General features: G+C 70.5%; 9 protein-coding genes and 1 pseudogene. 3 read left to right on the forward strand and 7 right to left on the reverse strand.

Features of this window, described 5'->3' with window-relative positions:
- Positions 1-645: 645 nt before the first annotated feature.
- From AB0H78_RS07520 to AB0H78_RS07540, 5 genes and pseudogenes are all read right to left on the reverse strand, one after another.
- A pseudogene (locus tag AB0H78_RS07520) lies at positions 646-1,479 on the reverse strand (aldehyde dehydrogenase family protein); the annotation flags it as partial.
- A gap of 194 nt (positions 1,480-1,673) precedes the next feature.
- Positions 1,674-2,975, reverse strand: coding sequence for an MFS transporter (locus AB0H78_RS07525; RefSeq protein ID WP_363233318.1), 1,302 nt, complete (start codon positions 2,973-2,975; stop codon positions 1,674-1,676).
- Entirely contained in the window at positions 2,972-3,877 is a 906-nt protein-coding gene (locus AB0H78_RS07530) for a TauD/TfdA family dioxygenase (RefSeq protein WP_363233319.1), read from the reverse strand. Before AB0H78_RS07530 ends, AB0H78_RS07525 begins: the two co-directional genes overlap by 4 nt.
- Before the next feature lie 193 nt (positions 3,878-4,070).
- Positions 4,071-4,670 carry a TetR/AcrR family transcriptional regulator gene (locus AB0H78_RS07535; protein ID WP_363233320.1) on the reverse strand — a complete coding sequence of 200 codons (600 nt, stop codon included), beginning with the start codon at positions 4,668-4,670 and terminating at the stop codon, positions 4,071-4,073.
- A 42-nt stretch (positions 4,671-4,712) separates the two neighbouring features.
- The gene (locus tag AB0H78_RS07540; protein WP_363233321.1) at positions 4,713-6,233 is read right to left on the reverse strand and encodes an AMP-binding protein; all 1,521 of its coding nucleotides are present in this window, start codon (positions 6,231-6,233) and stop codon (positions 4,713-4,715) included.
- A gap of 80 nt (positions 6,234-6,313) precedes the next feature.
- On the opposite strand from AB0H78_RS07540, the gene AB0H78_RS07545 reads away from it, so the two are divergent.
- Positions 6,314-6,922: a TetR/AcrR family transcriptional regulator gene (locus tag AB0H78_RS07545; protein WP_363233322.1), complete on the forward strand. Its 609-nt coding sequence runs from the start codon at positions 6,314-6,316 to the stop codon at positions 6,920-6,922.
- 31 nt (positions 6,923-6,953) lie between these two features.
- A complete protein-coding gene (locus tag AB0H78_RS07550) occupies positions 6,954-8,594 on the forward strand; it encodes an acyl-CoA dehydrogenase family protein (RefSeq protein ID WP_363233323.1) in 1,641 nt (546 codons plus the stop codon).
- A 22-nt stretch (positions 8,595-8,616) separates the two neighbouring features.
- On the opposite strand, the gene AB0H78_RS07555 is transcribed toward AB0H78_RS07550, so the two are convergent.
- Entirely contained in the window at positions 8,617-9,627 is a 1,011-nt protein-coding gene (locus AB0H78_RS07555) for a DUF389 domain-containing protein (RefSeq protein ID WP_363233324.1), read from the reverse strand.
- Between the two features lie 342 nt (positions 9,628-9,969).
- Between AB0H78_RS07555 and AB0H78_RS07560 the strand changes: the two genes are divergently transcribed.
- Entirely contained in the window at positions 9,970-14,976 is a 5,007-nt protein-coding gene (locus AB0H78_RS07560; RefSeq protein ID WP_363233325.1) for a DUF5979 domain-containing protein, read from the forward strand.
- A 75-nt stretch (positions 14,977-15,051) separates the two neighbouring features.
- Here the strand turns inward: AB0H78_RS07560 and AB0H78_RS07565 are convergent, their stop codons facing one another.
- Positions 15,052-15,651, reverse strand: a complete 600-nt coding sequence (locus tag AB0H78_RS07565; protein ID WP_363233326.1) for a TetR/AcrR family transcriptional regulator — start codon at positions 15,649-15,651, stop codon at positions 15,052-15,054.
- Positions 15,652-15,673: the final 22 nt, after the last annotated feature.

The raw sequence follows: 15,673 nt of genomic DNA on the forward strand, positions 1-15,673 counted from the left end.
GCGCGGGGCCCCCCGGTTGGTCGGCCCCCCCCCCCCCCGGGGGGGGGGGGCCCCCCCCCCCCCCCCCACCACGGTCTTTTCGACGTCCTCCAGCATGAAGGCATTGTGCACGAAGCCGATGCCGCTGCCGATCGACTGCCGGGTGTGGCCGGGGAACGCGCCCCACGGTGTGTAGCCGAGCAGGAAGCCGAAAGCGGACCAGCAGTTGACGCCGAGGGTGCCGTAGCGCAGTGCGGCGACCGCGCCTGCGACGGCGGCGCCGTGGGTCTTCTCCGTACGCGGGTGGACGAGCAGGGTGGCCCCGAGAGTGCCGGGCAGCCTGTCGTTCGCGAACTCCGTTGCGGCCGCGAGGAATTCGGCCGGGTCGGCGCCGGGCAGGCGCACCACGCCGAGGGTGCTGGCGAACACCTCGTCGGTGACCAGGATGTCGTCCAGGCCCACCACATCGGGGACGAGCACGCGGCACGAGTCGTCGCCGCCCAGCGCCTCGGCCCCCGGGTGGGCCTCGGTGACCTTGCCGATACGGCCCTCGGCTCCCGGGTAGTAGTCGGTGCGCGGCGGCAGTTCGCGCAGCACCCGGCGGACCTCGGCGAGGAGTTTCTCCGTACCGTCCCAGTCACGGGGCACGACCAGCAGTTGCGTGGCGACGCAGTTGTGCCCGGAGTTGTTCAGCTTGCTGGTGACGATGTGCTCGGCCTGGAAGCGGAAGTCCGCGGCGCTCCACGGTCCGGGCGTCACGATGCAGGGGCTGACGCCGCCCAGTTCGCTGGTGAAGGGCTTGTCGTTGAGCGGGGTGTCCTCGCTGCGGCGCTGCTCGGCCTGCTTGTCCGTACCCCACACGATGGCGTCGTGGGTGCGCTCGCTGCCGGTGACATGGATGGTGTCGATCGCCTCGTGGCCCGTGAGGTACGCGCCTTCGGCGGCGCCTCCGTCGACGAAGCGGACCCAGCCGCGCTCGACGAACTCGGCGAACACCTTCTCGAAGTGCGGGCGGAGATAGGCGTTGACGGGGTTCATCTTGGCGACGACGACCTCGCCCTGCGCGTACAGCTTGTGGAGGATGTCGAGCGGGGTGATCGCGGCGACGTTCCCCGCGCCGAGCACCAGCGACACGGCGGACTCACCGGCGCGGCCCCGGTATTCGCCCGCCGCCCGCGCCAGGACCTGCTCGCGGGTGGTGCCGGGCAGCGTCCAGACCTGCGCGGTGAAGCCGCTGAGCAGCAGACGGTCGGAGCCGGTGGCGGGGAAGACGTCGACGACGGTGCGGCCCTCGTGGCTGCGTACGGCCTTCGGCTCCAGTGGCTCGCGTCCGGCGGCCACGCGGCGCAGCACATGGAGGTACGCGCCGACCGTCTGGGCCAGCGCCCAGGGCGCGGTGATCCAGTCCTCGGCGGCCCAGGGCGAGGTCTCCGCGTACCCCTTGGCGCGGGCCGCGTCGGCGACCATCGCGGGGGCGCCCTGCGGTATCCGGGGCAGCATCCGCTCCAGGAGCGCGATCCGTTCGGGCAGGGGTGTCGCGGTCCAGGACGGGGCGTTCTCGTGCAGCTCGCGCACCGCCTCGTCCAGGGCGGTGGTGTCGAGTGCTGTGGGGGCGCTCACGGTGAACTCCTCGGGAACGTACGGATGTTGAGGGGCATGGGGGTAGATCCAAATTCTAGGGGCGGACCGTGCGCTCAGCGAGAGAGCCGCGCGATGTCCCGCTCCGGATCGATGAGGGCGAAGGCGGCGACGGCACCGATCGCGATCAGCACCCCGGACAGCAGGACGGCGTGCTGATAGCCGGCGTCGCCCTGGGCGTCGACGAGCGAGCCGACGACGACGGGGGCCAGCAGCCCGGCCACGGTGACGATCGCGTTCATCAGGCCGAGCGCGCCGCCGCTGCGGGCGGGCGGGGCGAGTTCGGCGACGGTGGTCGCGGCGATGGTGGCGTACGAGCCCGCGAAGCCGAACCCGAGGGCGATCAGCACGGTCTGTACGACGGTCGAGCCGGTCAGCGGAACCGCCAGGCAGCAGACTGCGCCGACCGCGAGCGTGCATCCGCCGACCCATCCGCGGGCACGCCTGCTGCTGACGCCGCGGCGCATCAGCCGGCCGGTGAGGGCGGCCTGGCCGAAGAGGACGACCGCGCCGACGGCCCAGGGCGCGACGACGACGGTGCCCGCGGTGCCGGACGCATAGCCGAGGGCGTTGCGCAGATAGGACGGCAGCCAGACCAGCATCAGGGCGACGGTCCAGTAGCTGGTGAAGTAGGCCAGCGTGGTGCCGATCCAGGTGCGGGTGGCGAAGATCCTGCGGTACGGAATCTGCGGCACACCCGCGCCCTCGGACGCGGCGTCGGCGGCACCGGTGCCACGAGGGCTGTCGGCGCCGAACACCGCCCACACAACGGCCCATACGGCGCCGATGGCGGCGACCACCCACAGGGCCGAGCGCCACCCGTGGTGCTGGATGACCCAGGACAGGCCGGGGGCGGAGACGATCACGCCGAGGGTGATCCCGACGGTGATCAGCGCCCCGGGCAGATTGCGCTTCTCGTTGGGGAACCAGGACAGGGTCGCCTGCTGGGCCACGGGGAAGGCCGGACCCTCCGCCGCGCCGAGGAAGACCCGCGAGCCGACGAGCACCGCGAGTCCGCCGCCGATCGCCGCGGGAACCTGCGCCACGGACCAGAGTGCGGCCATGACCAGGAGCAGCATCTTGGGCGACACCCGGTCGGCCGCCATGCCCACGACGATCGCAGCGACGGAGAAGAGCAGGAAGAACGCGCTGTTGGCGAGCCCGAACTGGGTGGCGCTCAGATGCAGGTCCGCGCGGATCTCGTCGGCTGCCAGGCCCAGGACGGACTTGTCGGCGAAGTTGACCATCATGAAGACGACGAGCAGCCCGGTGACCGTCCAGGCCCGGACTCTGCTGCTGCGGTCGTCCCGGTCGGCGGCCCCGACAGGGCGCTGGGGAACGGTCTGTGCCGTCGTCATGAGAGCGGGACACCCGCGATGGCGATGCGCTCCATCACGCGGCGGGCCGGGAAGTAGTCGTTGACCGCGTAGTGCTGGACGGCGATGTTGTCCCAGATCGCGATCGAGTCCGGCGCCCAGTTGAAGCGGATCTGGAACTCGGGGATGCGCGCCTGGAGCACCAGGATGTCGAGCAGTTCGCGGCTCTCCTGGTCGGAGACGCCCTTGATGAAGCGCGTGAAGGGCTCGTTGACGTAGAGAGTCCTACGGCCGCTGCGCGGGTGGCGTACGGCGACCGGGTGCTCGACCTGCGGCCAGTTCGCGCGGAACGCGGCCTTCTGCTCGTCGTTCATCAGCGCGCCCCAGCTGGCTTCCCAGTCGTGGACCGCGGTGAGGTTCTCGATGCGCTCCTTGAGGTCCTCGGGAAGGTTGTCGTAGGCGGCACCCATGTCCGCCCACATCGTGTCGCCGCCGGCGGCGGGCACCTCGATCGCCCGCAGGACCGCGCCGAGGGACGGGTTGACCATGAAGGAGTGGTCGCTGTGCCAGATGTTCTTGTTGCCCGCGGCCTTGGCGTCCTTGGCCAGCCGGGACAGGCCGACGGTCCCGGTCTTCGGGAAGAACGGGTTGGGCTCCGGCGGACCCCAGATGCCCGAGAGGGCGAGGTGGTGCTCGGCGTCGAAGCCTGTCTGCCCGCGGAAGAAGATCACCTTCCACTCCAGCAGCGCCTGGCGGAGTTCCTCGGCGAGTGCGCCGTTGATCGGCTGCGTGAGGTCGACGCCGCCGAGGACCGCACCGAAGTGCGGAGTGAGCGGGCTGACCTCGATCAGCTTGTACGCGGCCTGCTCGGCGCCGGGCGCGAGGCGCTCCAGGACGCGGGTCCCGTAGTGCATGAGGGGCTTGTCCAGGATGGGGTTGGGCATGGGGGTCCTCCCGACGGCGAACGCTATTACGTAACCGGCAGTATCGATATTGATTCACGGCGGGGCAAGGGGTTGGAGCAGATTGATTTCACCGATGCGCCCCGCGCCGCCGAACCGGCTTCCGGGCACGCCAAAGACCACCCTGACCTGCAACTTGGCCGGCATGAAAGGAATATGACCAGGCGTCAGCCCACTACAGGGAAGGGGCCCCGATCGCCCGGCCGATCAGATCGACCACCGACTCGACGAGTGCCTCGTCCGGCAGCCGCTGCTCGGCGACCATACGGAAGACCATCGCCGCGGCCACGAGCGTCGCCGCATCCGCCGCCTGGACGTCCGGCCGTACGTCACCGCGCACGACGCCGCGCTCCAGCACATGCCGCGTCTCGCTCATCACCCGCGCCGAGTACGCGCTGAACGCCTCGCGCACCGCGCCCACTTCCGCCGACGCACCGATCACCCCGGCCAGGAGCCGGTCGATGCCGGGCTGCCGGTACGCCTCCATGCGCGCCATCAGCACGGCGCGCAACTCCGCCCGGAAGTCCCCCATGTCGGGCACCTCCAGCGGCCCGATCCGCGACTCGGCAGCGGCGATGACCAGATCCTGTTTGGTGGACCAGCGCCGGTACATGGCCGGTTTGCTCACCCCGGCACGCGCCGCCACGGCGTCCATGGTCAGCGCGCCCATGCCGCTCTCCGCCACCAGGTCCACGACGGCGTCGAGCACGGCCCGGGTGACATGCTCCTGGCGCGGGCGCCCCGGCCCCCTGCGTTGCGCCTGCTCATCGGCCATGTGGCGACCCTACGCGGACCACCGCCGGATCCACCGCCGGGGTCAGCCGACCAGTTCGGCGCGGAGCACATGCTTGGTGATCTTCCCCAAAGGCGTACGCGGCAGCTCCCCCCGCAGGACCAGTTCGCGCGGAACCTTGTAGCGGGCGATGCGCGCCTCCATCCACGCGCGCACCTGCCCCTGGTCGAGCGCCGCACCCTCGCGCTGCACCACCACCGCCACCACGGTCTCGCCCCACTGCGGATGCGGGCGGCCCACGACGGCGACGTCGAGGACGTCCGGGTGGCCACGCAGCACGCCCTCCACCTCCTGCGAGGAGACGTTCTCGCCACCGGTGATGATCACGTCCTTCATCCGGTCCACGATCGTCACGAAGCCGTCCTCGTCGACCCGCCCCAGGTCGCCGCTGCGGTACCAGTCCCCCGCGAACACCTCGGCGGTGGCCGCCGGATCGTCGAGATAGCCGACCATCCGGGTGTCCGAACGCAGCCAGATCTCCCCGGTCTCCCCGCTACCGGCATCCTCACCGTCCGGGCGTACGACGCGCAGATCCACCCCGGGCATGCCACCGCGCCCGATCGCCCCGGCCTTCTCGACCTGCTCGGCCGGGGAGAGGGATGCGCCGACGGGCCCCATCTCGCTCATCCCGTACACCTGGTGGAATTCCTCCGAGCCGTACGCCTTCATCAGCCGGCGCGCGGTGTCCGCGTCCAGCGGCCCGGCGCCGTAGATCCAGGCGCGTACGGAGGCGAGGTCGAAGGAGGCGAAGTCCTCGACCGCCTGCACCGGCGCGATGAGCGCGATCGGCGCCCCGAACACGGCCGTGACGCGCTCCCGTTGGACGGTCTCCAGCATTCCGCGCGGGTCGTACTCGCGCTGCAGGACGACCGTCGCGCCCAGCAGGATCGTGCCCAGCGTCCAGTTGTTCAGCGGCGACGCGTGCCAGATCGGCATGCAGATCAGGAAGCGTTCGTCACGGCGGAGGGGGACGGAAGCCGCCGTGTACGCAGCCGTCAGCGCGATGCCGCGGTGCGTGTGGACACAGCCCTTGGGATCCCCCGACGTGCCGGAGGTGTACAGAATCTGCGCGATGTCGCTGTCCGGGCCTTCCTCCCCGGCCCACGGTTCGGCGCGATCGAGGAGCGACTCGAAGGCGTCGGCGGGGCGGTCGGCCGCGCCGGAGTCCGGGTGGCTGACCAGCCACGTCACATCCGCGTCGGCCGTGGTCGCGCGCTCGCCGATCTCCGCGTCGACGACCGCGAGCCGGGCGCCGCAGTGCCTCAACTGGCGCTCCACCTCGGCCGTCTGCAGCTTGTGGTTGACCGGCACGAGCGTGGCACCCGCGTACCAGGCGCCGAACGCGGCGAAGAGGAAGGCGGGGGTGTTGTACGTCATCACGGCCAGGCGGTCGCCCGGCCGCAGCCCGGCCTCCCGCAGCACGGTCGCCGCACGGCGGGACGCGTCGGCGAGCTCACGGTAGTTCCACCGCTGCTCACGGTAGACGACCGCGTCCTTGTCGCCGGCCGAGCGAACAGCGCTGTCCAGCAGGGCACTGAGGTGCATTCACGTTCTCCAAACGAGCCGGGCCGGTCCGCGACCGACCGACCATGGCGGGAAACTCTGAATGATGGTTCACTTCTTTTATGGCCTACCGCAAGACCCCAGCCGAAATCAGTCGTCTCGAAGCTGTCCGTGACCACCTCGTCACCTGCGCCACCGCGGTGGTCGCGGAAGTGGGCTGGTCACAGGCGTCCGTGACGGCTGTCGCCGACTCGGCGGGCATCGCGGCCGGCTCGGTCTACCAGCACTTCCCGTCCAAGGCGGCGCTCGCCGTCGAGGTGTTCCGGCGCGCCGCCGGACGCGAGGTGGAGGTCCTGGGCGAGGTACTGCACGGCCCCGGAGACCCCGTCGAAAGGCTCAGCCGCGGCGTGGACGTCTTCGCGCGCCGCGCCCTGGAGAACCGCGGCCTCGCGTACGCACTGCTCGCCGCCCCCGCCGAACCGGCGGTCGGCGCCGAGCGCCTCGACTTCCGCCGCCGCTACCGCGCCCTGTTCACCGAGGTGATCCACCAGGGGATCGCGGACGGCCGACTCCCCGCCCAGAACGGCGAGATCACCGCGGCCGCCCTCACCGGCGCGATCGGAGAAGTCCTCGTCGACCCGCTCGCGACCCACGACGACAAGGCCACCGGGGAGCTCCTCGCCGAACTCACCGCGCTGGCGCTGCGCTGCGCGGGCGCCCCGACCTCCTGACACCCACTCCCGCTCCCCCGGAGGAGACCCGATGCCCAGCAACCCCACCTCCACCACGCACGAAGTGACCAACCAGGCACCGCCGTTGACCGGTCACGACAGCGCCGAGGACCCGGTGCTCCTGGAGGGCGTACTCCGCGAGGGCGCCGAGTGGTACCTCGACGATCTGCACCGCATAGGCCGCCGTGCGGCGAGCGAAGAGGTGCAGCGCTGGGCCGACGAGGCCAACCGCTTCGAGCCGGAGCTGCGCACCCACGACCGCTACGGCAACCGCATCGACGAGGTCTCCTTCCACCCCTCGTACCACGCGCTGATGGACGTGGCCGTGAGCGAGGGTCTCGCGGGCAGCGCCTGGGCCGACGAGCGCCCGGGCGCCCATGTCGCGCGCGCGGCAGGGTTCATGGTGTGGAGCAGCACCGAGGCCGGGCACGGCTGCCCGATCTCCATGACGTACGCCGTGGTCCCGGCCCTGCGCCGCTCCCCCGACCTCGCCAAGATCTACGAGCCGCTGCTCACCAGCCGCGTGTACGAGCCCGGGCTGCGCACCCCCGCCGCCAAGGCCGGTCTGCTCGCCGGGATGGGCATGACGGAGAAGCAGGGCGGCACGGACGTCCGCGCCAACACCACCTCTGCCGCCGAACAGGCCGACGGCACTTGGCGGTTGCGCGGCCACAAGTGGTTCACCAGCGCCCCGATGAACGACCTCTTCCTCGTCCTGGCCCAGGCGCCCGGCGGCCTCTCCTGCTTCCTGGTCCCCCGTGTCCTGCCCGACGGCACCCGCAACACCTTCCGTATCCAGCGGCTCAAGGACAAGCTCGGCAACCGCTCCAACGCGAGCAGCGAGCCCGAGTTCGACGACACCGTGGCCTGGCTCGTCGGGGACGAGGGCAAGGGCGTACGGACCATCATCGACATGGTGACGATGACGCGCCTCGACTGCGTCCTCGGCTCCGCCGCGGGCACCCGTGCCGCGCTCGCCCAGGCCGCGCACCACGTCCGCCACCGCGTGGTGTTCGGCGCCAAGCTCATCGACCAGCCGCTGATGCGCAACGTCCTGGGCGACCTGGCCGTGGAGTCCGAGGCCGCGACCACGCTCGCGCTGCGCCTGGCCGGCGCCGCCGACCGGGCCCAGCGCGGCGACGACGGCGAGCGGGCCTTCCTCCGTCTGGCCACGGCCGTCTCCAAGTACTGGGTGTGCAAGCGCCAGCCCGCCGCCGTCGCCGAAGCCCTGGAATGCCTCGGCGGCAACGGATATGACGAGGCATCAGGGATGCCGCGCCTCTACCGGGACGCTCCGCTGAACGGCATCTGGGAGGGCTCGGGCAACGTCAACGCGCTCGACATGCTGCGGGCCCTGGCCCGCGAGCCCGAGTCCCTGGCCGCCTTCCGTACGGAGGTCGAGGCGGCAGCGGGCGCGGACCGGCGCCTCGACACGGCCTGGAAGGAGCTCCAGGGCGAGCTCGTACTGACCGAGGACGCTCCCCTGCGCGCCCGCCGCCTCATCGAACGCGCGGCGCTCGTGCTGCAGGGTTCGCTCCTCGTACGCCACGCACCGTCCGCCGTCGCCGACGCGTTCTGCGCGTCCCGGCTCGCCGGGGACAGGGGGCTCGCCTTCGGGACGCTCCCGCCGGGGACGGACTTCGCGGCTCTGCTGGAGCGGCTGCCCGTCTGACGGCGGCCGCGCAGGTCAGGGGTCAGGTGTTCTTCACGGTGCAGGTGTCCGTGTCCGCCGGGCACCAGTGCGTGCGGCCGCCCACCAGGTGGAGCTCCAGGTCGGCGTCGCGCATGCCGCCCCGGTCGAGCGCGGCGCGCAGCGCCGTGGGCGCGGGCTGGGGCGGCAGTCCCAGGACGCCGATGACGATGACGCCGCTCTGGGCTTCGACCGAGGCGATCTGCCACTTGCCGGTGGTCGCCCATTTCTCGGCGACCGGACGGGCGTCGGCGGCCAGCGCGCGATCCCGGGCGACGGAGATCGTGCCGGTGGCGAGGGGTACGGCGATCAGGAGCACGACCGCACCCACCGCCACCAGCGTACGGCCGTGGAACTGGCCGACGCTCAGGCCCGATTGCTGGGCTGCGGCCCGGATCCCGTAGATCAGAAAGACAGCGGTGCCGGTCGCGACGATGGCTGCCACGTTGGTCGCGAACAGCAGCGCGGACTCACTGGCGTCGTGATAGCGGCCGACCGTGATGAGCAGCCCTGTCACGGCGAGCGGCGGCACGAGAGAGATGGCGATCGCGACGCCGGGCAGGGTGTCGGAGATGTCGGCGCGTACGAGGGCGAACGCGCCGACCGTCCCCGTGGCGAACGCGGCGAGCAGGTCGATGAGGCGGGGACTGATGCGCGAGGAGACCTGGCTGTTGGAGGCGAAGGCGTCCGGCGGGGCGGCGATCCAGCCGAGCAGCATGCCGACCGCGACCACGGCCAGCGCACCGCCCAGGACCAGCAGCGCGCAGCGCACCACCTGAGAGCGGTCGGCCAGCACCAGGGCCAGCGCACTGCCGAGAATCGGCGTCATCAGCGGGGCGACGATCATCGCGCCGATCACGGTCGCGGTCGAGTCGCCCACCACGCCCGCGCTCGCGATGACGGCGGCCAGGATCAGCAGCCCCCAGAACCGGGTCGAGCTCGGGCTGCGCATGTCCCGCTCGATGAAGAGCGTGTCGGTCATCCGGCCGACAGTGGCCGCATCGACAGACGCCATGATCGTTCCCCTTCCGAGGCTGCCCGTCAGAGAGGCGGCACTTCGCGTCCAGCCTTCGCCCTGTGCCGGGGCACCGCCACCGGACGGCTCCGAACGGGCCCCGCGGTACGCCAGACGATCGAAATGTCTGACAGATCATCAGCTCTACGGCGCAGGCTGCCCGGTAGACGGGACCGGCCGCCCTAGGGTCGCGAAGGATGTGCCATATGTCCGGACCTGGTGTCCCCGGAGCCGGGCGGGGCCTTCGGCGTAACTCGACGAAGGAATTGGTTGATGCTCAGATCTCGGCGACCACGTGCCCGTTTCGCGGCGAGGATCACGACAGCGCTCACTCTGCTGTTCGTGTCCCAGGCCACGGCGATGCCTCTGACCGCAGCGGCGGACGACCCCAGAAGTGCGGTCGGCATCACCAAGACCAATGACACCGGAGGGACACCGCAGAAGCCGGGTGACGAGTTCGTCTACACCCTCAATGGCCAGTGCTCAGGCCTGACCGTGGACTGTGTGCACTTCACGGTGGTCGACACCCTGCCCGCGGGTCTTGAGGTGACCAGCCTGCCGAAGTCCACCACCTCCCGTGACGTCACCTACGACGAGGCCAGCCGGAAGCTGACGGTGGTCTACAAGGAGGACCTGCAGAACCCTGCGGGCGAGACCGGGCTGCGGGCGGGCCAGGCGGGCACGATCGAGGTCGGGATGCGGGTGCCCACCGACACCCCGCTGGAGGACGGCGCGACCGTCACCAACACCGCCGAGGTCAGCGCGGACAACGCGGACCCGAAGTCCTCCGACACCGACATCAGCATCGCGATCCCGCTGGTGGTCAAGCCGGTGGTGACCAAGGACTGGTCGGACGGTTCCGCCGTCGCACTCAGCGACGAAGAATCCACCGTCACGCTGAACGTACGCAACAACTCCTCCTCGTCGGCGGACGTCACCGAGCTGTCGGTGTCGGACGACACCGCGGACACCTTCGAGTACTTCAACTTCACCTCGGCCACCGTGACGGCGTTCCCCAAAGGTGCCGACGAGGCGCACCTGGTGGTGACCATGGCCGACGGCTCGACCCGCACCGGCGCCTCCATCTCCGCGCCCGGTGAGCTGCCGCTCCCCGCCGGGACCCTCCCGGCCAACGTGGTCGGCGTCGAGGTCGTCTTCAGCAACAGCAACGGCGACCCGCTCCCGTACGACGAGACGGGCGGGACGGTCGAGATCGGTCTGAAGCTGCGCGACACCAAGCGCTCGGACGGTTCGAAGCTGGAGCCCACCGACAAGATCACCGTCAACAACTGTGCGACTCCGACGGCCCAGGAGAAGACCTCCGGTGCGGTCGACGGGGCCGACGGCTGCGACACGTACGACATCCTGCCGGACATCCTGGTGCTCGACAGCAAGAAGACGTACTACCCGGACACGGACGGCGACTTCAGCGCGGAGACCGGCGAGCACGCGGTCGTCGGGGAGAACTCCCCGGTCAGCACCAACGTGGACGTCACCAACAAGTCGCCGTTCAAGGTGAAGAGCATCACGATCACCGAGCCGGACCCGGACGCCGCCAGTGAGTTCGCGAAGCTCGACGTCGACAAGGTGCGGCTGCGCTTCCCCGAAGGTGCGACCGAGGCGACGCTGACCATCAGCTACTCCGACGGCACCAGCACCACGAACACGTACACCGAGGACACCACGGTCGACACCGACCCCAGCAAGACGGTCACCAAGATCGAGGTGACCTACATGGGTGTCGACGCGGACGGCAACCCGACCATCGCCGAGGGCGCCGACGCGGGCCTCGACCTGCACGGCACCCTCACCAGCGCCGTCACCGACGACGACCTGCCCGGCGGGTCCAGCGCCGGCGTTTCCAACTGCGCCGGCTACAAGGGCGACGCGGGCCGTACCGACGGCAGCGGCACCGCCTCCGGCGACGCCTGCGCGGTCCTGCCCGTCGAGGCGCCGGACACCTCCGCCAGCGGCGTCAAGACCACCGACCAGACCGATGTGCCGCCCGGGCAGCCCATCCCGATGCACCTGACGCTCACCAACAACGGCAACAAGCCGCTGGTCAACCCGGTCCTGACCGACCCGGCGGCCAAGCCGGACGGCACCCCGAACGGGGTGAGCCCCTTCGACGTCATGCAGATCGACTCCGTGTCGTTCTCCCCGTCGAACGCGCCGATCACCATCGAGCTGTGGGACCCGACCGCCAACGCCTGGGTGCCGTACGACAGCGCCGACACCGCCCTGCTGCACCGGGCGACCGGTATCCGCGCCTCCTACGGCGGCAACATGCCGCCCCAGACCAGCGTCACCATCAACCTCGTCGTCGAGCGTCGTCCGGGCACCGCGGACGGCGTGACGGTCAACAACTGCTACTCGATCTCCGCGGGCGGCGACTTCAAGCCGGGCGGCAACGTCTGCTCCCCGGACATGGTGACCGGGGGCGCCAGCGACGCGGCGTCCCTCAACAAGACGATCAGCCCCGGTGAGCTGCCCGAGTACGTGCCGGGCCTGCCCCGCCAGCACGCGGACGCCACACTCACCGTGCTCAACACCGGCAACATGTCGGCCAAGACCCTGCAGATGACGGACAAGGACGACGACTTCTTCGACGCCGTGGACCTGGTGTCCATCAAGTCGAACCAGATGCCCGCCGGCGCCAACCAGGTCCAGATCGACGCCTATGTCAACGGAGGCTGGGTCGACGGCACCCCCGCCGGCTCCGCCGCGCTGCCGTCCGGAGTGAACGCCGCCGACGTCGTCGGCATCCGTGCCACCTACTCCTCCACCAGCAGCTTCAACGACGGCTACACGATCACCCCGTGCTCGGCCACCAGCTGCTCGGGCATCCTGGTGCTCGACGTCAGCCCCCGTCCGGCGCTGCGCAGTACCGGCGGACCGGTCCCCAGCCACCTTGAGGACACGGTCAGCGGTGAGTTCCTCACCAAACTGCAGGCCCCGGACAGCCCCAAGGCCATCGACCCCGTCAACGCCACCCTCGACCTGGTCAAGGGCAAGCCGGTGATCGCCGTCGACAAGACCCCGGACACCGACCTCGCGCCCGGCGAGGACGCCCCCTTCTATCTGAAGGTCACCAACACCGGTACGGCCAACGTCCCGAACCTGGTCGTCAAGGACGACCTGCCGAAGGGCATCCAGTTCCTCGACACCTTCAAGGGCGACGACGGACAGCCGTACAAGATCATCAATGAGGCGGTTCCCAGCGGGACCCCGGCGGTTCCGACGCCCGTCTTCACCAAGACCATCGACGGCGACCGTATCTCGGGTCTCACCTGGGACTTCTCGAAGGACGACGCAGGCAAAGCCTGGCAGTTCGCGCCGGGTGCGACCTTCACCATCGAGATCCACGTGACCCTGGAAGCGGGCATCAACGCCGACGAGGTCGTCACCAACACCATGGGGGCCACCTCGTCCGACCCCGACCTGGCCTGCGACGGCACCTCGCAGACCGGCGGCGGCTTCGGCAGCGGGCTGTACTGCGTGGACACCGCGACGCTGAAGGCCAAGTCCGGCGCTTCGTTCACCGCCCGCAAGTGGGTGTCCGGCAACGACAGCCTGGGCTGGTACAACGCCGACACGGTCAAGATCGTCCCCGTCGGCGACTCCTCGTGCCTGATGACGACCGACTCCACCGGCCGCAAGTACACCGCCAACCCGTGCATCGCCCTGGTCAACCCGGGCGACCAGTACCACTACCTGATGCGCATCCAGAATGCCGGTACGGAGCCCGGCATGAACATGCGCATCGTCGACCGCTTCCCCGTCCAGGGCGACAAGGGCGTCCTGATCGACCAGAGCCGTGGAACCGCCTGGGACAAGCGGCCCACCCTCGCCTCCCAGCCGCAGCTCGACGGCAGCAGCCCCGGCACCATGACCACCTCGTACGAGAACACCGAGCCGCTGTGCACCGACGACCTGAACATGGGCGGCGCCGGTTCCAGCGCGGCCCAGTGCGCTTCCGGCACCTGGGACGACGCGTTCAGCGACAAGGCGGCCGGCGCCAGGATGGATCTCACCTTCAGTCCGGAGCTGGCTCCGGGCGGCACGGTGAACATCACGTACGCGATGGACTCCCCGGTCGACGTCGCCCACAACGGTGACCCGACCATCGCCTGGAACTCCTACGCGCACAACGAGACCACCGACCGCGCGGGCTCCCCGCGCGTCCTGCAGGCGAACGAGCCGATCCAGGTCGGAGTCGCCCTCGCCTACGGCAAGCTGAAGCTCGTCAAGCGGATCGGCGACCACCCGGCCGGTCTGGACGGGGCGCTGGACAAGGTGCCGTTCCCGTACCACGTCACCTGCACGATCCACCCGCAGGGCGGCCTGCCCCGGGTGGTCCTCAACAAGGACTACAAGGTCACCGTCGACAAGCCCGTCACCGTCGAGGACCTGCCCGCGGGCGCGGAGTGCAGGATCTGGGAGACCGCGGCCCACGGTGGTTCTTCGAACCACCCCGCGAGCACCCCGGTGGTGGTCACCATCAAGCCCGGCAACGACACGACCACGGCGGACACCTCCCGCATCACCAACACCTTCGAGTTCGGCTCGCTTCAGCTGATCAAGGCGATCGACGGGGACGCGGCCCAGTACGCCGCCGACCGGGTGTTCAAGGTCGGCGTCACCTGCGCGCTGCCGGACGAGGCGGGCAAGCCCACCGACCGGATCCTGAACAAGACGTACGAGGTGAGCGCGGACAAGCCCGTCACCATCAAGCCGCTGCCCGTGAACACGCAGTGCTGGGCGACGGAGGTCGACACGGGCGGCGCCGCGAAGGCGGTCGTCGACCACGGTTCGGCCGGCAACCCGGCCGTCGTGACCAAGGACGGCGCGGGCGACCCGGTGTCCATCACCGTCACCAACACCTTCCCGGCCGCCGAGCTGACGATCACCAAGCACGTGGTCAACGGCGGTGAGGGTCCGTACGACTTCGCCCTCACCTGCACCACGGGCGAAGGCGACGTCGCACTCGCCGGTGACGACAGCTCCTTCGAGCTGAAGGACGGCGAGCAGCGGCAGATCACCGTCCCGGACGGTGCCCACTGCGTGGTGACCGAGCAGAACGTTCCCACCGGCGACACCGTCACCTACACCGCCTCCGACGACGGCAAGGACGGTGACGTCGTGGTCGACGGGTCCGCTTCGGTGAACGTCACCAACACCTTCGACGTCGTACCCCCGAACCCGTCCGGCGACGAGCCCGGCCACGACAAGGGCCACCTGGCCGACACCGGGGCCCGGGACTGGACGATCCTCGGGATCACGATCGCCCTGCTCGCTCTCGGAGGTGGAACGGCCGCCTGGATGATCGCCCGCAGGCGCGTCGGCTGATCCAGCCGGCACCGCACGTACAGCGGCCCCGGGCGAATTCCTTCGCCCGGGGCCGCTGTACGTCCATGAGACACGTCAGGAGCGCACCGCGTCGACGACCAGATCGAGGAGCCGGCCTGTCTTTTCCGGGGTGTTGATCGCGGTGGTGGAGAGGAAGACGCCGAGGAGCATGACGGTGACGTCCTCGGGGTCGATGTCCGCGCGAAGCGATCCGGCGCTCGCTCCCCGGCCGATGATCTCCGCGATGGCGGCGGTGATCCGCTCGCGCGTGGCGGGTGTCGCGATGCTGCCCGAGGCCCAGCCCGCGCGCAGGATGTCGCCCATGCCGCGCTTCGTCGCCTGGAATGCCGCGTAGCGGTCCATCCACGCCCGGAGCGCGGCCTCGGGCGGGAGTTGGTCAAGGAGCGTGGTCGCGCTGGCGACGACGTCGTCGAGCTCGGCGGCGTACACCGCTTCGACGAGTGCTTCGCGGGTCGGGAAGTGGCGGTACAGCGTGCCGATGCCCACGCCGGCCTCGCGGGCGATGGCGTCGAGGGTGACGGTGTCGCGTGCCGAGGCGAAGGCCGCACCCGCGACAGCGAGGAGCTTCTCGCGGTTGCGCTGTGCGTCGGCGCGGGCGGGCCGCCCGGCCGCGCCCTTGCCCGGGCCGGGGGTCGCGGAATCCGGCGTACTCAAAGCGGAGGCCCTCCGTTTAGTG

It is taken from the genome of Streptomyces sp. NPDC050738, assembly GCF_040654175.1.
GTDB lineage: Bacteria > Actinomycetota > Actinomycetes > Streptomycetales > Streptomycetaceae > Streptomyces.

Excerpts from the sequence above, each read along its gene's own strand:
- AB0H78_RS07525 (WP_363233318.1), bottom strand. The coding sequence starts at position 2,975 with ATGACGACGGCACAGACCGTTCCCCAGCGCCCTGTCGGGGCCGCCGAC.
- AB0H78_RS07530 (WP_363233319.1), bottom strand. The coding sequence starts at position 3,877 with ATGCCCAACCCCATCCTGGACAAGCCCCTCATGCACTACGGGACCCGC.
- AB0H78_RS07545 (WP_363233322.1), top strand. The coding sequence starts at position 6,314 with ATGGCCTACCGCAAGACCCCAGCCGAAATCAGTCGTCTCGAAGCTGTC.
- AB0H78_RS07540 (WP_363233321.1), bottom strand. The coding sequence starts at position 6,233 with ATGCACCTCAGTGCCCTGCTGGACAGCGCTGTTCGCTCGGCCGGCGAC.
- AB0H78_RS07535 (WP_363233320.1), bottom strand. The coding sequence starts at position 4,670 with ATGGCCGATGAGCAGGCGCAACGCAGGGGGCCGGGGCGCCCGCGCCAG.
- AB0H78_RS07555 (WP_363233324.1), bottom strand. The coding sequence starts at position 9,627 with ATGGCGTCTGTCGATGCGGCCACTGTCGGCCGGATGACCGACACGCTC.
- AB0H78_RS07550 (WP_363233323.1), top strand. The coding sequence starts at position 6,954 with ATGCCCAGCAACCCCACCTCCACCACGCACGAAGTGACCAACCAGGCA.